This window comes from Cyclobacteriaceae bacterium, assembly GCA_030584025.1.
GTDB lineage: Bacteria > Bacteroidota > Bacteroidia > Cytophagales > Cyclobacteriaceae > UBA2336.
Window position 1 is genome coordinate 1,637,337 of the sequence record CP129487.1, and the last position, 20,970, is coordinate 1,658,306.

Sequence of the window (20,970 nt, forward strand, 5' to 3'; positions counted from 1 at the left end):
ATTATCTAACAAATGCCATAGGCACTCCACCATCTACATTTAGAATGTTTCCGGTTGATTTATTCAGCAAACCGCTGACTAAAGCAAAACATGCGTTTGCGATGTCTTCGGGCAATATAACTTCATTCAGAAGTGTTCTTTGCGCATAGAATTTTGGTAGTTCTTCAACTGAAATTCCATAAGCTTTCGCACGACCTTCCGCCCATTCTCCTTCCCATATTTTACTCTCAAAAATTACAGCATCTGGATTTACTACATTGACCCGTATTTTTTCTTTTCCAAGCTCAGCAGCATTTAATCTACTTAAGTGAAGTTGAGCCGCTTTTGCTGAACCGTATCCTGAATTATTTGGTCCAGATACTAGTGCATTTTTACTAACAATGTTAATTATATCACCCCCAAACTTTTGCTTTCGAAAGATTTCAACACCATTCTTGGTTACAAGGAATTGACCCTTAGCCAGTACATCAAACAATAAATCCCAATCCTCTTCAGTATGATCTTCTAAAGATTTGGAGATGGATAATCCTGCACAATTAACGATAATATCTACCCCCCCAAATTCCAGACAACTTCTCTTATAAGCATTGACGATATCCTGTTTATTGGACACATCTAAATATATTGCACTAAATTGATCAGATGTATATGACTTAAGAAATTCTTCCTTAGTTGCATCCAGTCTAAGATTGTTATTATCGTTAATTAGGACACAAGCTCCCTCGTCTAGAAATTTTTTCGCAATTGCTTTTCCAATTCCTCCTGCGCTGCCTGTTACTAATGCAATTCTACCTGAAAGAGTTTTAGCTTTGGGCATTCTCTTAAGTTTTGCTTCTTCCAAAAGCCAGTATTCTATATTAAATGCCTCTTGCCTGGGTAGGGCTATGTATTCGGATAATGTTTCAGCCCCACGCATTACATTGATCGCATTAATATAAAATTCCGAAGCAACTCTTGCTGTTTGTTTATCCTTAGCAAATGCAAACATACCTACTCCGGGATAAAGCATAATCACTGGATTAGGATCCCTCATAGGGGGACTATTGGGGTGTTTATGCATCTCATAATATGCCTCATACATAGAACGATAAGACTCAAATTGACTCTGTAGTTTGGAACGCAGTATTTCGGTAGCATTTAAGTCCTCCTCGGGACCAATGTCAAGTACAAGTGGGCTGATTTTTGTCCTTAAAAAGTGATCGGGGCAACTTGTTCCCAGAGGAGCTAAACGATTGAGCGCATGTGAATTAATAAATTGGAGCACTCTTGGATCATCAGTAAAATGTCCAATCATTTTTTGTTCACTACTACAAAGCCCTCTTAAAATTGGCGAAAGGTTTGCTGCTCTTAATTTACGCTCCTCTTCTGATAGAGATTTAATCTTCCCTCCATCAAATATTGTATCGATTTTAACTGTCCTATTCTCAATAAACCTTGAACAGGTTTCAATAACATTTAACGTATTCACATAGCAATCATAAGAAGAATCGCCCCAAGTAAATAGGCCATGTGAACCAAGAATAATGCCTTTGATCCCTGGGTTTTCTTCCAAACATCGCCTTAATTTTAATCCTAAGTCGAAACCAGGACGTTGCCAACCTATCCATCCGATTTCTCCAGAAAATATTTCCTTAGTCAATTGCTCACCGTTTTTACAAGCAGCAATGGAGATTACAGCATCTGGGTGAAGGTGATCGATATGCTTAAATGGAAGAAATCCATGTAGTGGTGTATCAATAGAAGGAGCCTTAGAATTTAAATCATAAATACAATGGTTAAAAAGATCTACCATTTCATCTTCATACATGAGTCCCTTGTATACTTTTTCAAGGTCTCTAAGTTTATTAAGATACAATGCCGCTAACCCTGAATGTTTTAAGGTGCCCAGATCACCTCCAGAACCTTTTACCCACATTATATTAACTGATTCTCCTGTAATTGGGTCAATACCCATATCCTTACAAGAGGTGTTACCTCCACCATAGTTTGTCAAGCGTAGATCGGATCCAAGTAAATTTGATCGATAAATTAAAAGCTCCACTTCGCTTAGCATTTTTGATGCTCTTTCATCATCCCATAAATAACTTACATGCTTAAAGTCGCTTTTTAGAGTGGTACTATTAAATGGTGATACTTTTTCCATATCGATAATTTAGATTGTAGGTGATTAGATGAAATTGAGTCCCATGATTATTATAGAACTAAAATATTAATTGAACTTCTAATAACTGTACTGTACTATCATGGCCTTAATTCCCTTAAGGTTACAATATTTTCAATAAGATATGTAGCCAAACGTTTACTCTTCTTTAGCTCTAAATATTGACGAAGGGTAGGGGTTATTGAAGTTCTGATAATATTACGGGCAGATAGATCTCGCTTAACTTGAATAAGCCACCATCCAATATTACCCTTGTCGCTTAGCTTATCTTTATTTATGTATACATAGTCTAATAGCTCGGTCAGGAAGAGTTTCCCGCTTGGTTTTTCCAGTATTTTGGAAAGTATTAGAGATGATAATGCTGAATATAATTCACCGGGTATAGTGATACCTCTTTTATTTTGATTGAATAATTGAACAATGTCCTTTTTCACATGATGGAATGTGGCTATTGCTCAAATCTAAGATTGAATTTTTAATAGCCTGTCCTGTAGTTTCATGTGATAACTAATAATAATTGAATTTCATTCACACTGAGGATCTTAGAATTAATGAAAATGGATTTTTTCTTTTCCTTTGAGTCCTGGTTTGAATCATATCGGCAATTTCAGCACCCATTCGTTCGAAGTCCGTACTTAACACAGATATGCCACCGGCCAAGATTTCTTTAAATGGAGAATCATTGTAGGCAATTATTCCTATGTTTCTACCTAGTGAAAGATTTTTAGAAGTTGCCTTTTTAACAATTTCAACTAGATCAGCCTCTTCAATTACGATGTAGAGCTCTTTTGATTTAATTTCATGTCTTTGGGCGCTCCCAATGATATCAAAATCAAATTCATTCTTTCTACAAAAATTAATGAACCCATCACGTATTCCTGTGCAATAATAGTTTTCTGTAGGAAAAATTAGGATTAATTTCTTGTATCGTTTTATGCGAGCTATTCCTGTTAAAAGGGCTTGATAAATGTCTTGTTCAAAATCTTCATAGACACAACCATATTCACCAGATATCCCATCTAAATCTTTGTTTATAAGTAATAACTTATCTTTCGATATTTTATTTATAGCGTCCTTAACACTATCTGTTTCGTCCTTCAGATGGGGCATTATTACATAGAAATCATACTTTCCTAAATTTTCGATGATAATTTTTTCCAGTATTTTATTGTCGGAATTGTGGACGTGTAAATCAACAGTGGCTGTATCACCCAATTTTTTAATAAAGGAATTATATATAGCCTTTTTATGATCACTTAATTTATTGAAGGCAAGGAGTATTCGTTTCCCATCAGATCGTATAGTGCTAGTGACATAAAACCCTTTACCTTGAACTGCAGTTATTATACCCCGTTTCCTCAGGTTCTTATATGCCTTTTCAACGGTGTCTCTAGATAATAGCAATTCTTCGCTTGTTTCATTGATAGATGGTATTTTGTCGCCAACTTTTACAAATCCTCCACCTATTTCAGATATAATGTAATCAGCTACTTGTTGGTACTTTGGAATTTTTGAGCTTTCATCAATTTCTACCAATCCCGATTTCATTTTATTGTTCGTTAAAATCTCAAATAGATTTAAATATCTAGGGTACTGTCCTGCACTGTCATGCAGTTGAAAACTGTTATCAGAGTTTTCTAATGTACAAAATAATTATTAAACATACTACCAGATAGTCAAAGAAAACGTTTGTGCAATCGGAACAGGAGTGTACAGGATGATAAGTAAAATAAGAATTATGAAATTCAAATTATGAATGAGTTACTGAATCATTAACCAATACTAACCTAATAATCCCTATGCTTAAAAATCTACTAATCCTAAAATTGTGCTTAATCATGGCCAGTGGTTTTGCACAAACCCGTCAGATTACCGGCAAAGTCACATCCGGTTCAGATGGAACTGACCTACCTGGAGTTTCCATTCTTATTAAAGGGAGTACTTCAGGCACAATTACAGATGTCTCTGGTAATTACTCAATCTCTGCTAGTCCTGAAGACATTCTACTTTTTAGTTTTATTGGTTTCGAATCCCAAGAAATGCGGGTAGGTTCTCAGTCAGTAATTAACATCTCAATGAAGCCAAGTGTAGCTACACTAGATGAGGTTATAATAACTGGCTATGCAGCACAGAGAAGCCAAGATATAACAGGAGCTATAGCCACTTTGTCTATGAAAGATGAACCTCCAGCTCCTGTGGCTACAATTGGGCAAATGCTACAAGGTAAATTGGCAGGCGTACGTGTAACTCAAACCTCCGGAAGGCCAGGGGAGGCTATGAAATTTCAAATACGTGGAGCAGTTTCCCTTACTGCAGGATCTGACCCACTCTATGTAGTAGATGGAATGCCTATAACAGGTGATCTAAGTTTTTTGAATCCGAATGAGATTGAAAACATAACCGTTTTGAAAGATCCTGCTTCAGCCTCTTTATATGGTTCTCGATCTTCAAATGGAGTTGTATTAGTAACAACAAAAGCTGGTAAGGCCGGTAGATTACAAATCGATTTTAACTCTTATTACGGTGTAGAAAGTGTACCCAAAAATAGGCGTTTGGATATGATGAATGCTCGTGAGTATGCTCAATTCCAGAAAGAAATCGCTGAAACAAATGGTAGACCGGTAAATCCTGCCTTTCAAAATCCTGAACAATATGGTGAAGGAACTGATTGGTTCGAAGAAATAACTAGGAGAGGTGCGGTTCAGAGTTACAATTTATCATTGGGAACTGGGACAGAGAAGATCAAAACATCGGCCAATTTTGGATATTTCAATCAAGAGGGCGTTATTGAAGGAACTGAGTTTGAAAGGTTCTCTCTTAGAATCAACACACGATTTCAGCCAACAGAAAAATTAGGTATAGGATTCAATATTGCTCCTAACTTCACTTTTAACACTAATTTTAATACAGATGGGTGGCCTTATGTAACCGAGAATCTCATATCCTCTGCGTTAATTACCACCCCGCTTGCCAGTCCATTTAATAGCGATGGTACACTTGCCTTAAGGGCAACCGATCCTGCTTCGTTTGGTAATCCAAACTGGCTAAGGGTTGCAAGGGAAAAGGTCTATGAGGATCGAGATTTTAGGTTGCTAACAAATGCATTTGTGGAATACGAAATACTTGAAGGCCTTACAGCTAAATCCACTTTTAATATTCAAAATGGTAACAGAAACATATTTCAGTTCAATCCCTCAACAATTGGTGTTTTATTTATTCCACCTCCACGGATACCCTTTGGATCTGATAATAATAGACGGTTCACTAACTGGGTAAATGAGAATACAATTACTTATCAAAAAAAGATTGAAGACCATAGTTTTGACGCTTTAGTCGGATTTACATCTCAACGTTATCGACTTGATGGAACATTGGTAAGTGCATCTAATTACCCAGATGATAAAATACAAACCGTAAATGCCGCTGGTATTACTTTAGTAACAAGTGATATTCAAGAATGGACATTACTTTCATACTTGGCTCGCGTAAATTATACTTATAAAGATAAATACCTTTTTACGCTTTCAGCCAGACGAGATGGATCGTCAAGATTCGGTAAGAATAATAGATGGGGTAATTTTCCAGCGGCTTCTGTTGGTTGGATAATTTCCAAAGAGGATTTTTGGAATTTTGAAGAAGTGTCATTCCTAAAGCTAAGAGCAAGCTATGGTATTACCGGAAATTTTGAAATTGGAAACTACTCCCACCTGACTACAGTCGGAAACGCCTTTTATCCTTTTGGAAATACTGTAAGTACAGGGAGGGCTCCAAATAATCTAGGTGATCAGTCATTAGGCTGGGAAAATAATAAGCAATTTAACTTAGGCTTGGATATTAACTTTCTTAACGACCGCTTCCAGTTTTCCTATAATTATTACATTAGAAACACAACAAATTTGCTTTTTAATGCACCGGTTCCTCTTTCATCAGGTTTTGGAAACATACAATCGAACATTGGCGAACTCAAGTTCTGGGGGCATGAATTCAATATATCAGGCACGATCTTAAATACCAGTAAGTTTAAGTGGAATTCTAACCTCAACTTTTCTTTTGACAGAAATGAAACAATGTCTTTGGCAACGGCTGATGGTGTACTCCCAAGTGGATTACTTCTTTATCAATACAGAAGTCATATAACGCAAGTAGGACAACCTGTTGCTATGTTCTATGGTGCGATTCATGATGGCGTTTACGTTAATCAGGCAGATTTTGATAATTCTCCGAAACATGAAAGCTCTCAAGTGGGTACCGTTAAGTTCCGTGATTTAAACAATGATGGTATTATTTCATTTCCGGATGATATGACTGCAATAGGTAGCCCTTGGCCCAAATTTACGTTTGGTATGACTAACAATTTCTCTTATGGTAATTTTGATCTTTCGTTCTCTATAGCAGGATCTTACGGAAATAAGATTTTGGCTTTTCATGAAAATTGGACTACTAACCTAGATGGAGTATTTAATGTACTCTCTGAAGTAAAAAACCGTTGGAAATCTCCTGAAGATCCCGGTGATGGAAAGTACGGAAGTGTTCAACAAGGCACAACATTTTTAGAGCGAGACAGATGGAATTCAAGATACTTGAAAGATGGAAGTTATCTTGCGTTTAAGAATATAACATTAGGCTACAACATTCCGCTTAATGATAATAGGGTTTTCAAACGCGCAAATGTTTATATCAGTTCACAGAATACATTCATCTTTACAAGGTATCCTGGTCCTAATCCAGAGGTTAATACACAAACAAATGGTGCAACTGCAGCTAATCAAAGCAGTTTTGGAATTACTCCTGGTGTAGATGAAAACTCATATCCGGTTCCGCGTACTATTAGTGTTGGCGTAAACTTAAGTTTCTAAAATATACAGTTATGAAAAAGTACATTTATATTAGTATATTATTTATTGCAATTTCTTCTTGTGATGATTTTCTTGAAGTTGCACCTGAGACTATTTTGACTCAAGAGAATTTTTATAAAAATCAGAACGACTTTGAACAAGCAGTTACGGGTATCTATGCCCCATTGCAACCGCTTTACCAGTTACAATGGCAGCTAAATGAATTACGCTCTGATAATACATACTTTATCTATAATGTTGGTAATAGGGGGGGTAAACCTACTGAAGATTTAGCGACATTCACTGTTGAAACAAATAATGCTACTCTTCAAAGTAACTGGCAATACAACTATCAAATAATATCAAGAGCTAATCTTGTACTCGCACAAATTGATAACGTTGATTTTGAGAATTCTGTTAAACAAAATTTAAAAGGTCAAGCATTATTTCTTCGCGCTTTGGCGTATTTTGATCTTGTTAAAAATTTCGGTGGCGTTCCTATTTTCACTGCTCCACCAACATCGTATGATGAAACATTTAAGCTTCGAGCTACAAAACAACAGGTTTATGATCAAATTATTTTAGATGCACTTGCGGCAATTGATCTGCTTCCAGATAGAACTACTCAAACAACAGGACGAGCTACTTCAGGAGCGGCACGTGTTTTACTTGCAGATATATACCTTAACCTTGAACGTTGGAATGATGCTGAAGTAATCCTTACACCTGTCTTGTCAATGGGGTATTCACTTCTTGGTGATTATGCAGATATATTTAAACCTGCAAATAAAGGAAATTCTGAAATTATCTTTGAAATTTGGTATGTTACAGGTACCTCTCAACCTCTTTTTAGTACTTTCCCTTACTCATTTATTCCACAGACGCCAGATCCTGCAGTAATTACAGGTGTTAGCCCAGCAACACCAAATGGTGGCGGATCAAATAACATTCCAACTCCAGATTTAATAGCCTCTTATGAAGATCAAGTGGAGGATGAAAGATTTGGAGCAAGTATCGCATTTTACACTGGACCGGGTTCTATGGTGGGCATACCTAATTATACAAATCAACCATACATAAGGAAGTATCTTCATCCACATGCTGTATATAATCAAACTGACCAAAATTGGCCTGTATATCGTTATGCTGAAGTTCTCTTAATGATGTCAGAAGCTTTAAATGAACAAAATAAGTCTGCGGAAGCACTTACTTACATAAATCAGGTGAGAGATAGAGCAGGTTTAACTACTGATATAACTACTACTGTCCAAGGGGAGCTGCGAAATGCAATTATTAATGAGCGCAGAATTGAATTAGCCTTTGAGAATAAAAGGTGGAATGACCTGGTACGTAAGAATATCGCAATTTCTGTGATGACTACATTTGGAACAAGTGTAAAGAATAACCCTGAGGTATATTACTATGCCCCAGGAAACGCTCCTCCACCAAATTCATTCAATGTCACTAGTGACTTTTTGTTATATCCAATTCCGATTAATGAAATAATTGTCAACCCTCAATTACAGCAGAATCCAGGTTATAACTAATTAGGTGAAGATGACTTCTTATTCGAAGTAATAGGAAGTCATCACACTTCTTGAATATCTAGTATCTCTTTATTCAATAAAGTCAGATAAAACTTTATTTCTAATTCTCCTGTTCTAAATGTTCTGTCATATATACTATTGGGTACTCCTTTTTTTTTGGATATCTATTACAATGAGTTATGCTCAAGGAGTTGAGAAGAAAATACTGACAATTGAAAGAACTGATACTTCGATTATACTTGATGGCAATCTTGATGATGAAGCTTGGAAAATTTCAAAAGTATATAGTGGATTTAAGCAGTATTTTCCGTATGATACGTCCTATGCTGTAAATGATACTGAAATTAGGCTGAGTTACGATAAAGATTTCGTTTACCTATCGGCAAAAGTATACGAGGTAATAACAGGTAATTATGTTTCTGTCTCTTTAAGGCGAGATTTTACCGATGAGTCAACTGATGGTATTGGATTAGTATTAGATACATTTAAAGATGGAACTAATGGATTTTTTTTCGGCATTACGCCTTATGGTGTTCAGAGAGAAGGATTAATTTCAAATGGCGGTGTACAAGTTTCTGATATAGATTTTTCCTGGGATAATAAATGGTTTTCTTATGTTAAAATATACGATGCATTTTGGGTGGCGGAAATTGCAATACCATTTAAGACTCTCCGGTTCAACGAAGGGGCTTCTATTTGGGGAATAAATGTATTTAGGGTAGACTCAAAACTGAATGAGCGCTCTACTTTAACGCCAGTACCTCGACAATTTCAACTTTCTAATTTAGCATTTTTGAGTAGCTTAACTTGGGATAAACCCCTAAGAAAGACCAGTAACAATATATCCGTAATTCCATACATTGCAGCTAACTCCTCTAAAGCTTACTTAGCCGAAAGCAATCTTGAATCGGATGTCTCTCTTGGGGGAGACATAAAAATCGCTGTCAGTCCCTCCTTAAATTTGGACTTAACAATTAATCCAGACTTTTCACAGGTAGAAGTTGATCAGCAACAAACTAATTTAGATCGATTTGAACTTTTCTTTCCAGAAAGGAGACAATTTTTTCTGGAAAATGCAGATTTGTTTTCAAGCTTCGGACTATCTAATGCTCGTCCTTTCTTCTCCAGACGCATTGGAGTTGCCATTGATTCTGCAAGCGGTCAGAATATTCAAAATCAAATAATTGCAGGTGCAAGATTGAGTGGTAAAATTGACAAAAATTGGCGAATTGGTATTATGAGTATGCAAACAGCTAAGGACAATTTGCTTAATATTCCATCGCTAAATTATAGTGTAGCAGTAGTACAGCGTAAATTGTTCACAAGATCAAATATCAGTGCTATTTATGTTAATAAGAGCAACTTTGAGAATTTGCCCATTGACGTTTATAATCCAGCGTTAGGTAATTTCAGTAGATTAATTGGTCTGGATTATAATCTGGCGTCTCCCGATGGAAAATGGATCGGAAAAGCATACTATCATCATTCATTTAATAAATTAAATAACTCCAATCCTATATCTCATGGAGCAACATTACTATTTAATACACTCAAGTTCAATGCATCATGGACTCATCAGTTCGTTGGAGAAGATTTTGAAACAAGTGTGGGGTTCCTTCCTAGAAATGACTTTAAGCGGATTAATCCGGTTTTAGGTTATAATATATTTCCTAAATCAAATTGGATAAATCAACACGTTTTACAACTTTCAAATAATTTTCTGTGGAATAACACATGGGGTATTACTGATTACAATTTTTCTACATCATGGACAACAGTATTTCAATCGACTGCACGGTATAATTTTTCAATCCTCAGCAATTATGTGAAGTTATTTACTCCTTTCAATCCTACAGGGAATCAAGAACAGTTATTCCAACCTGGTGAAAGCTTTTCGCAAACCGGATTCTTATCATCTTTTCAATCAGATACCCGTAAAAAGTTTAATTATTTTTTACAAGTAATAAGTGGTGGATTTTACAATGGTAATCTAAAACAACTCTCTGGGAGCATCAGTTATCGCTTTAAACAATACGCAGCCTTCTCATTGACTTATAATATTAATAAGATTGATTTAGCTGAGGGTTATGATGATGCAAATTTAGTCTTACTTGGTCAACGTGTTGATGTTACCTTTACAAAAAGTCTGTTCTGGACCACTTTTACCCAATACAATAGCCAATTTAGAAATTTGAATATTAATTCACGATTACAGTGGAGATTTAAGCCTGCTTCTGATTTCTTTCTCGTATATACTGAAAATTATTTTCCTGAGAATTTGAAGGTTAAAAATCGTGCTATTGTAGCTAAATTGACATACTGGATTAATTTTTAAGGCTATTTGAAACAGACAGTACAGGATGATAATTTAGCTCGCACCTCATTACTTGTAGACATTAAACATATCATTTGAAATGGTTATCGACAATAAAAGCTGGCTTAATAAGATTTCCAATCACAATCAATTAGGAGGAATTGAGACATCCGTTATTGATAATGGATGCGGCAGTGGTACAAGGATAGCTTGGATAAATACAGGTTCAGGTCTAAGGTATAAAGTAGTTCTTGACAGAGGGTTAGATATTGCAGATGCTTTTTTTAATAGATTTAGTTTAGCATGGCTGAGTCATACAGGAGTAACTGCACCACAGCTTTATTCAACTCATGGATTTGATTGGTTGAAGTCATTTAGTGGTGGATTGGTTACAACATGTGGCTTAACACATATAGGTGCACCTGAGTATGATCAGAATGGTGATAGGGGACTTCATGATAGGATAAGCAATATATCAGCTCAAGTTGATTCGATTGTACAACCTGACCTAATTAGAAATCAATTTGAGATGAGTATATCTGGTACGATGATACAGTCACAAGTACTTGGCCCTAGTCTTGAGCTAAAGAGAAAAATATCAAGCACTCTTGGTCTATCACAAATCCGTATAGAAGACAAAGTAACTAATATTGGCAACGAACCCGCTCCTTTAATGCTTTTATATCATATAAACCTTGGTTGGCCACTTGTTGATGAAGGAGCAAGAATATTTTGGGAAGGGAATTGGACAGCAAGAGAAAATGAAAGCAAAGCATTAATCTTTAAAAATGGTAATGACTTCAAAAAGTGTAGAACTCCTTTGGAAAGCCACAATGGAAATGGAGAGGAAGCAGCATTTATTGATATAAATGAAAATAGTGATGGAATATGTGAATGTGGAATTTCTAATCAGTCGATTAAGCTTGAAATATTTATTCGGTTTAAAAAGCACCAACTGCCATGGCTAACAAATTGGCAGCATTGGGGACGGAACGAATACGTAACAGCATTAGAACCCTGTACACATCCGCCAATTGGACAAGCAAAGGCAAGAGATGAAGGCACTCTAATAAATTTGCTTCCCTCGGAAACCTTGCAGTTTGAAATTGAAATTGAAATAAGAGAAATTAGTTAGGTATTTTCTGAACGTAAAATAAATGAAATCTTTTGTATATGAGTATTACATCTAAGATCAAGACTGCGTTTGAAAAGGGAAACGGTATATTAAGACTTACACCAACTTGGGTACCAAGATCTTTTTGTGTTCCAGGAAGGCGAATAAAACTGCATCCGGATGATTACTATATTCTTGGAGGGATTCGGGGAGGTATAGATGAACGATGGTTAGCATCTACTACTCCTGCCAAAAATGGACCCCTTACTGGCGAGCATGAAGGAATGAGTTTAGTTGTATTTGAAAATAATGGTAAAAATGAGACATTCTTGCTTGCTGATGCAATTGAAGAGTTAAAAGATAAGCTCATAGGTGGTCGCTTATGGGATACCTATAAGTCCTGGCCCATGTATTCTAAATTCTTTGATAACATGGGTCCGTTGCCTCATCATGTACACCATAACGATGAAAAGGCGAAACTAGTAGGACAATTTGGAAAGCCAGAGGCATACTACTTTCCTCCGCAAATGAATAATCATGGAGGTGATTTTCCTTATACATTTTTTGGTATCACTCCAGGTACTACAAAAGAGGAAATAAGAGAATGCCTTGTCAATTTTACTAAAGGTGATAATAAAATTACAAACTTTTCTCAAGCCTTTAAGCTGGAACCGGGAACTGGGTGGGATGTACCTCCAGGGCTTTTACATGCCCCGGGGAGTTTATGCACATACGAACCTCAGAAGGCGTCAGATGTTTTTGCAATGTATCAGTCTTTGGTTAATGAAGCTGTCGTTCCAGAGGATCTTCTATGGAATTGCTCACCTGAAGATAGGAAAGGCGATTATGACTACTTGCTTGAAGTTTTGGATTGGGAACTAAATATTGATAATAATTTGTATAAAAACAGATTTATGCCACCAATACCTGTGAATGATTCAAAGGAAATGCTAAGTGAGGGCTATAATGAAAAGTGGATATGCTATAAATCTCAATCTTTTAGTGCAAAGGAATTGACAATATTACCAGGGTCTTCTGTTAGAATAAAAGATAGTGCGTGCTATGGCTTCATCATGGTGCAAGGATACGGACAGTTAAACGGGCTCAAGATAGAGACACCATCATTAATTAGATATGGACAGCACACGTATGACGAATATTTTGTAAGCGAGAAAGCAGCCAACGAGGGTGTAAGTATTGTTAACCCTTCTGAAAGTGATCCCATAGTAATGTTAAAGCATTTTGGCCCAGGAAATCCTGATTTAAAAATTAGTCGAAATTAGTCGAGATCTTTATTAAGGAATCAGATACCTCAATAGTATCAGGATACTACAGGATTGTTTTTAAGTTGGGGTAATCTATTTTTAGTAATCCAAACACTTTAAAAAAAATTAAATCGATGAAACTATCATTGAAGCAAAATTTCATTGCTTATTGGATTATAATCTTTCTATTTATTGGTTGTGCCGATAAGCAAGCAAAGAATGAAAGTGAAATGCCAAATAGCAAGCATCTCACCACGTCACCCGACCAGCCTAAGCGTCCTGAAAATTTCCAACCATTTAGGTATAAATACTCTATAGTTGAGTTGAATAAACGATTCACTGAGGATATACTAAAGCGAGGAAGCGAAGAATTGAAGAAGTTATCTGAAGTTAACGCTAAAGGACCATATAAGCCAACAATCGAGTCGTTGGGTAGTCACCCAATGCCTGAATGGTTTCAAGACGCTAAGTTAGGGATATTTTTGGATTGGGGACCTTGGTCTGCCGCAGGGTATGCACCGAAAAAAGGGGCGGAGGCTAGTACTGGTGGATCATATCCTGATTGGTATGAATTTTTGATGGATTATTTATACAAAGAATATCATGATGAAGTGTTTGGAGCCGACTTTAGAAGAGATGATTTATTACCAATGTTAACTGGTTCAAATTTTGACGCTGAGGAATACGTACAACTCACCATAGATGCGGGAGCTCGGTATCTTGTTCCATTCTCTAAACATCATGGTGGCTGGACTATGTGGGAGTCGTCTTATACTAAGAGAAATGCAGTTGAAATGGGGCCAGGGCGTGATATTTATAAAGAACTTGCTGAGGCATCTAAAAAAAATAATATCAAACTTGGATTCTATTTTTCTGTTTCAGAATGGGAATATCCGGTTATTGTTGAACAACCGGTTACGCAATGGGCTCCTGTTAAAAACATTGCAATCTTTCAAGATGAGCTTGGACAAATACCACGTGGAAAGCCTTTAACAACTTATTTTCCTGCAGTTCATGACAGGATGATTTCGGGCAAAATTCCTGTTCGGGATTATTTTGCAGACTACATGATGCCTTCGTTTAAAGAAGCTATCGACAAGTTTGATCCTGACTTAGTCTGGTATGATGGAGGATGGGGAAGTCCAGTGTCTGTTAGTAGAGCTGCTGAATTGTCTGCATATTTTTATAATCAAGCAAATAACCGTAAGGAAGTAGTTATAAATAATAGGGCTGGCAGTACCATGACTGATGAAGAACTGAGTCAATTTATGGAATACATGAAGAGTGGCGAACAGGAAAAGGCAATGCAACTATACCTTAACTCTGCGAGACTAGGTGATTATGGAACCCCTGAGTATACAATAGGAGAAGTTGATATTACTAAGAAATGGGAGGTTTGCAGATCAATTAGCCCTGCATTTGGTTACAATTGGCAAGATGATGAAGAGAGTTCACAGAGTAGCGAAGATTTAATTAAGATGTTTATCAAAATAGTAGCCGAGAATGGTAATTTACTTCTAGTGATTAATCCGGATGGTTCAGGTAAACTTTCTGAAATACAAAAAAATAGACTTAAAGAGCTAGGACTGTGGCTTAAGATTAATGGTGAGGGTATTTATTCAACGCGTCCATGGATAAGGCAACAAGATGGTGATCTTTTCTTTACTAGTAGCAAGGAAGGGAAATATGTCTATGCACATTTGACATCATGGCCAGGAGAAAAGCTAACTATAAATGGGATAACTCCAAGCAGTGATTCAAAGATAACTATGTTGGGATTCGATGATAGCTTAGTCTGGAATCAAAGTGAAGCAGGTGTAGTTATCACGCTTCCCGAAACTTTACAGGTAGAATCCAACCGTCCAACAAAATATGCTTGGGTAATAAAAGTACAAATAAAATAGTAAGATTTTAAATTCATTAACTATGTGCAAGATTCAAACTTTTCTCACCATAGCTTGTTATATTGTACTTGTAACAACTTCTGTTGTCGCACAAGAACAACCAAAGCGACCTTCAGACTTTAAGCCATTCCATTATAAGTATTCAACACTTGAGCTTTACGAAAAATTTTCGGCAGATATGATGAAAAGGGCTGCCGATGATGTTAAAAAATTGATTGAAGTAAATGAAAAGGGTAAGTATAAACCAAATCCTGAGTCACTTGCTAATCATAAAATACCAGATTGGTTTCGTGATGCGAAGCTAGGCATATTTTTTGATTGGGGACCATGGTCTGTACCAGGGTATGCAGTTCCGAGAGATCCTAATCTTGGCACAGGTGGATCTTATCCTGATTGGTATGAATTTCTTATGGATTACTCCTATAAATCGTATCATGATACTGTTTGGGGCCCTGATTTTCGAAGAGATGATTTTTTACCATTACTAACTGGTGAACAGCTTAACGCTGATGAGTACGCTGATTTAGCTGTTCGGTCAGGAGCAAAATATTTTGTTCCATTTAGTCGTCATCATGCAGGCTGGACAATGTGGGAATCAAGCTATACATTTAGAAATGCAAAAGAAATGGGGCCTAAACGTGATATTAAAATGGAATTGGCTCAAGCCGTGCGCAAAAGAGGGCTCAAGTTTGCTTTGTATTTCTCAATTGCTGAATGGGAATATCCGGTAATTGTAGATAAACGTATAAGCCAATGGGATCCGACACCAAATCTTGCGATTTTTCATGACGGCATGGCTATACTTCCACGACCAATCCCATATGCAAGTTATTTTCCTGCAGTGCATGATAGAATGATTTCAGGTAAAATTCCGGTTCGTGACTATTATGCTGATTACATGATGCCTTTATTTAAGGAAGCTGTTGACAAATTTGACCCTGATATTGTGTGGTATGATGGAGGTTGGGGGGTACCAGTTTCTGTAAGCAGAGCGGCTGAATTGTCGGCATATTTTTACAATCAGGCAGAAGGCAGAAAGGAAGTTGTAATAAATAATCGAGCTGGTAGCGCGCTTTCAGCTGAAGAAATGGCCGAACTACGAAGGCTCCGTGAATCAGGTGATCATGATGCAGCAACTGAAAGAACTTTAAGAAATCGACAATTAGGAGATTATACTACTCCTGAGTACCATATTGGAAAAATTGATCCCTCGATCAATTGGGAAGTTTGTAGATCAATTAGTCCTGCATTTGGTTACAATTGGACTGATAACGAATCAAACTCATTATCGAGCTTTGAACTTATTAAAATGTTCATAGAAATTGTTTCAGGAAACGGAAACCTATTGTTGGTAATTAACCCAGATGGAAAAGGGAAATTATCAGAAATTCAACGTAAACGACTACTAGACTTAGGGGATTGGTTAAGAATTAACGGTGAAGGAATTTATTCTACAAGACCATGGGTAAAACAAGTTGATGGTAATCAATACTTTACACAGAGTAAGGATGGAAAGTATATCTATGTTCATTTTGTTGAATTGCCAGGTGAAAGTGCAGTGATAAAAGATTTAACAGCATTAAAGGGCTCAAAGGCAAGTTTGCTTGGTTACAAAGGTCAACTAAAATGGAACCAGTCAGGCAGTAATTTAGAATTGAACTTTCCTGAAAGTTTGCGTAATGAATTTTCAAAGACGTCTCCATATGCATGGGTACTTAAGATTCAAGTAAAGAAATAAACAACCGAACCCTAATCTAAAATTTCCAACCCTTGAATCAACCGTCTATTCGTTATAATAAACTATTTCTTTGGCTTGTAAGTCTTACAGCCGCTATGGGTGGCTTCCTTTTTGGTTATGATTGGGTTGTTATTGGTGGAGCAAAACCCTTTTATGAGCCATTTTTTGGACTTGAGTCTGCAACCCAAAAGGGTTGGGGCACAAGTTCAGCACTAATAGGATGCATGGCAGGGGCAATACTATGCGTCATGTTGGCAGATAGATATGGTAGAAAAAAACTGCTATTATTTGCCGGACTACTATTTACGATATCCGCAATTGGGACTGCCCTTGTTAATTCATTCTTTGGGTTTAATTTTTACCGCATTGTTGGTGGTGTAGCTATGGGGATAGCTCTTAATCTTTCCCCAATGTATATAGCAGAAATTGCTCCACCTGAAAAGCGTGGAATGTATGTATCTATAAACCAATTGTTAATAATGATTGGTGTTCTTATGGCACAAGTCGTCAACTGGCAGATTTCTCTATTGGATACTGACTTGATTGATAATGCCTCTTCGGCCATTATTGCACAAAGCTGGAGTGGTTTGTATGGCTGGCGATGGATGTTTGGTGTTGAAGCAATTCCTGCTTTTATTTTCTTTTTATTGATGTTTTTTGTCCCTGAGAGTGTTAGATGGCTGGTTAAGAATAATCACATTGACCGAGCACAAAGAATACTTGAGAAAATAGGAGGACAAGAATATGCAAGAAACCAAATTGATGAAGTAAAATCAACAGTATCACTTGATGATATCTCACATGTTGATTTTAAGAAACTTCTGAATCCAAATATTTTGAAATTTATCGGCTTAGGTGTTTTCCTGGCATTTCTACAACAATGGAGCGGACTGAATGTAATTATTTATTACGCTTCTGATATTTTTCAAGCTGCTGGCTACAATTTGAAACAGATGATGTTAAATATTGTAGTAATTGGTTCTGTCATGGTCGTAGCAGTGATTATTACCATGCTTACAGTCGATCGTCTTGGCAGAAAAAAACTTATGTTATTTGGAACAATCTCGATGGCTATAGTCTATGCATTTATTGGATTCTCATTTTATCATAACTATACTGGTGTTGTGGTAGTGTTGCTTGTTCTTGCCAATGTATTATTCTATTCAATAACGCTTGCACCATTATTATGGGTTATTCTTTCTGAGATATTTCCAAATCGGATTCGCGGAGCAGCAATGTCGATAGCAGCTCTAGCGCATTGGATAGGTAATTTTTCTCTTACATTTACATTTCCAACAATTAAGGAAAACTTAGGTTGGGCCAATAATTTCTGGTTGTATGGTATAATTTGTGCATTTGGTTTTATTGTATTACTTCTCTACTTACCGGAAACAAAAGGAAAAACACTTGAGCAAATTGAGAAAGAACTAATTCGTTGATTGGCAGTTTGACTAATAAAAGTAGCGTCAATTATTGTATAATGAATAGGTTTTGATCCAGTTGGTTATTTTCCAAACTTCATTTATCATGAATATACACCATATTCAATGCGTCCTAACACCTCCTTAACCATCTCCATGCCAATGAAATTTTTCATCATTTCATGCGGAGTTTTACCATTAAGCTGTGTAATAGGAACCTTTAGCCACGCTTTGAAATTTTCTTCGTTCCCATCAAAAACATCAAGGCCATAATTCCATAATTCATAATACTTAACCAGTCTCTCGGAGGCCTTAGTACTTAACAGGTCGTTTCGCTTTTTACTTTTAAGATAACGGACGCTCACCCCAAGTATCATGGCCATTTCAGCATGAGAGAGTCCAGTCTTCTTTTGGATAGAAACATACACTTTTGCTGGCAGTCCTTTGTCAACAGCTTCAAAAAGTTCTAATGGTGAATACCCTTCAATTATCTTACTGTAATCTATCGCTTTACCACGCTTCATATCCGCTTGACATTTAATTAAAGCTAATCAAAACCGCTTCATCCGCATAAAATAGTTCTTATCAATGGCTTTCTGTGCATACATCATGGTTGTTCTCATATCCGCATGCCTCAGGGTTTTTTGAATGAGTTCCATCGGTATGTTCTTCTCATACATAAGCTGACCAGCGGTATGCCGTAAACTATGCGGACTATATTTTCCCTTCACTCGGAGTTTTTTGAAATACCTCCGAATAAGTGAATCCAGTTCCTGACGCGTAAGTTTTGGAAATACTTTTCCACGCTTAATCTTAGATTTTTTCAGGTAAATCATCAATTCTTTGCGGGCTATCGATGAGAGCTTGATGGTATCCTTGGATTTTTCGCTTTTGCCCTTACTCCAAACCAGGATTTTGCCTTGCGATAACTTGATGTCTCCAACATTCAAGCGCAGTACCTCCATGGATCGCAAACCATTCCATGCCATGAGTGCCAGAATGGCTTTATCGCGGGGAGTTTTCGCTAACTTTAATAACCGCTTCCGTTGACTCTCAGATAAGCTATCCTTATGATAGGTACCTGATATGCTGCGGGGGATAATTACTTTAATGGCAGCAATTTCTCGAAGGGATTGCACACTGATTTTTTTCAATCCTGACTTAACCATTCGTTGCTCACGAGATAAATCCCTGGAATCAAGAGCTTGATACATCAACGCCCATTCACAAAAAGCCTTCAAAACAGATTTATATAGCCTCTTGGTATAATCGGAAAGGGTAGGGGCCAGAATGTACTTATTGGCAGTTCGTTTATTAATCCTGGTGACATCATCTTTGATTGCAAGGAAATATCCATTCAGCACAGTAGCGTAAATACTTAGGGTACCCTTTGATCGAAACCTGTCCTGATTGGAAATCAAAAACAATTTGACGAACAGGTTAGAAACCGGGAGCTTCGTCTCGTGCAAGTCATTAATCAGGTAGGTGAACTTACGGCCCGCCAGAAAATTAAGGAATCGATTTAAGATCGATCTGAGTGCTGGCCCCTTGCTGCTGATATAATCCTCCAACTGAGCCTTCACGTCTCCTCCCTGGCGATAGGAGCGTAGAAACGATTTGGCATTAGCAAGGTATGCTGGGCTTGCATCGTAGCGCTTTTTTAGCCAATAATCATAATCAACGAGAACCTGGGAGGCTTTAGGCAGTGGATTATCTACTTGATTCTTAATAATTGTTAGCCCCGCCATAAAATTTTACATGTTGAGAGGACTGGATTTTGATAATTTGTATTTACTAAATTATATAAATGTACATTTATTTAATAGTAAATTATTGATAAAACTTAAACATTTTTATTGACGATGGAGATAATAAGTTTAACTCAAGATTGCGACTGTAAATACTAAATACACCGTATTAGCACGTATTAGCCAGGGAAGATCACTGATGGATTATCGAGATGGGAATTTTCAGTTTCTGCTAACTACCTGAACAAAGAATTCCATAATGTTGCTATTTTTGAGACTTCGCATCTTACATTTCATGGATGGCCTTTCTCCAATCTTCATAAAAAGTTTTTTTGTGAGGAGTTTTAGTACCCCTTTCCCCATTATCTACTAGCGGGCTGAGGCAGCGACACTCTATGGCAGGCTTAGGCTTGCAGGGTAGGAGGTGCGGCCTGACAATGTCTGTTGCTGCTGCGCTGGCAAAGCAATAGGGATAGTAGCGGAAAGCGCGAAGTATGTTGGCATGAGCGGGGCCGGACTTGTAGCGGATAGCCCGAGCCGAAGGCAGTGCTATAAATGCTGATTGCTAATCAGCCTTTTTATACTTTTTACCAAGGGCAACTACGTTATCCATAATTTTTTTAGCTTTTTCCTTCTTAAGGGGCAAATAATACTTTTCTAAAAATTTAATTGTAGCATCATCTTCAGTTAGTTTTTTATGAGTAACTATTTTTCCTCGTTTAGAAAAATAATCAAATACTTTCTCACCAAGGGCTTCGATTGAAGACTCATTAAAAGTCTTCTTTGTCTGGGCATCTTCACTTAGAATTTCAGCAGTGTATTGCTTATTAATATTTGGAACACCCCAAAAAACAACAGAAAAGTTAGTAAATAATTGCTCCGATGTTTCAATTGAAAATATGTATCTAATTCTCATATAATAA

Annotated in this window: 14 protein-coding genes; 8 read left to right on the forward strand and 6 right to left on the reverse strand. The window is 36.9% G+C overall.

The genetic code is table 11. The features are described from left to right. Position 1: 1 nt before the first annotated feature. The 3 genes from QY309_07600 to QY309_07610 form a co-directional block, all read right to left on the reverse strand. Positions 2-2,143 (reverse strand): bifunctional aldolase/short-chain dehydrogenase, encoded by a 2,142-nt coding sequence (locus tag QY309_07600; GenBank protein WKZ61342.1) that lies wholly within the window; start codon positions 2,141-2,143, stop codon positions 2-4. Between the two features lie 98 nt (positions 2,144-2,241). Beyond that, on the reverse strand, positions 2,242-2,595 hold the full coding sequence (locus QY309_07605) for a hypothetical protein (GenBank protein WKZ61343.1): 354 nt from the start codon (positions 2,593-2,595) through the stop codon (positions 2,242-2,244). A 94-nt stretch (positions 2,596-2,689) separates the two neighbouring features. Further along, positions 2,690-3,709: a GntR family transcriptional regulator gene (locus tag QY309_07610; protein WKZ61344.1), complete on the reverse strand. Its 1,020-nt coding sequence runs from the start codon at positions 3,707-3,709 to the stop codon at positions 2,690-2,692. Positions 3,710-3,999: 290 nt separating this feature from the next. On the opposite strand from QY309_07610, the gene QY309_07615 reads away from it, so the two are divergent. The 8 genes from QY309_07615 (at position 4,000) to QY309_07650 (ending at position 18,317) form a co-directional block, all read left to right on the forward strand. After that, complete coding sequence (locus tag QY309_07615; protein ID WKZ61345.1) at positions 4,000-7,017, forward strand: TonB-dependent receptor; 3,018 nt, start codon at positions 4,000-4,002, stop codon at positions 7,015-7,017. An 11-nt stretch (positions 7,018-7,028) separates the two neighbouring features. Further along, positions 7,029-8,543 (forward strand): RagB/SusD family nutrient uptake outer membrane protein, encoded by a 1,515-nt coding sequence (locus QY309_07620; GenBank protein ID WKZ61346.1) that lies wholly within the window; start codon positions 7,029-7,031, stop codon positions 8,541-8,543. Between the two features lie 172 nt (positions 8,544-8,715). Beyond that, positions 8,716-10,878: a DUF5916 domain-containing protein gene (locus QY309_07625; GenBank protein ID WKZ61347.1), complete on the forward strand. Its 2,163-nt coding sequence runs from the start codon at positions 8,716-8,718 to the stop codon at positions 10,876-10,878. Between the two features lie 79 nt (positions 10,879-10,957). Continuing rightward, the gene (locus QY309_07630; GenBank protein WKZ61348.1) at positions 10,958-11,992 is read left to right on the forward strand and encodes an aldose 1-epimerase family protein; all 1,035 of its coding nucleotides are present in this window, start codon (positions 10,958-10,960) and stop codon (positions 11,990-11,992) included. Between the two features lie 38 nt (positions 11,993-12,030). Continuing rightward, on the forward strand, positions 12,031-13,254 hold the full coding sequence (locus QY309_07635) for a hypothetical protein (GenBank protein ID WKZ61349.1): 1,224 nt from the start codon (positions 12,031-12,033) through the stop codon (positions 13,252-13,254). 116 nt (positions 13,255-13,370) lie between these two features. After that, the gene (locus QY309_07640; protein WKZ61350.1) at positions 13,371-15,140 is read left to right on the forward strand and encodes an alpha-L-fucosidase; all 1,770 of its coding nucleotides are present in this window, start codon (positions 13,371-13,373) and stop codon (positions 15,138-15,140) included. Between the two features lie 22 nt (positions 15,141-15,162). Further along, positions 15,163-16,878: an alpha-L-fucosidase gene (locus QY309_07645; protein WKZ61351.1), complete on the forward strand. Its 1,716-nt coding sequence runs from the start codon at positions 15,163-15,165 to the stop codon at positions 16,876-16,878. A gap of 32 nt (positions 16,879-16,910) precedes the next feature. After that, complete coding sequence (locus QY309_07650; protein ID WKZ61352.1) at positions 16,911-18,317, forward strand: sugar porter family MFS transporter; 1,407 nt, start codon at positions 16,911-16,913, stop codon at positions 18,315-18,317. A gap of 86 nt (positions 18,318-18,403) precedes the next feature. Here the strand turns inward: QY309_07650 and QY309_07655 are convergent, their stop codons facing one another. The 3 genes from QY309_07655 to QY309_07665 form a co-directional block, all read right to left on the reverse strand. After that, the gene (locus QY309_07655) at positions 18,404-18,823 is read right to left on the reverse strand and encodes a DUF2384 domain-containing protein (GenBank protein ID WKZ61353.1); all 420 of its coding nucleotides are present in this window, start codon (positions 18,821-18,823) and stop codon (positions 18,404-18,406) included. 27 nt (positions 18,824-18,850) lie between these two features. Then, positions 18,851-20,047 carry a site-specific integrase gene (locus tag QY309_07660; protein WKZ61354.1) on the reverse strand — a complete coding sequence of 399 codons (1,197 nt, stop codon included), beginning with the start codon at positions 20,045-20,047 and terminating at the stop codon, positions 18,851-18,853. A 565-nt stretch (positions 20,048-20,612) separates the two neighbouring features. Next, positions 20,613-20,963 carry a hypothetical protein gene (locus QY309_07665; GenBank protein ID WKZ61355.1) on the reverse strand — a complete coding sequence of 117 codons (351 nt, stop codon included), beginning with the start codon at positions 20,961-20,963 and terminating at the stop codon, positions 20,613-20,615. Positions 20,964-20,970 lie beyond the last annotated feature (7 nt).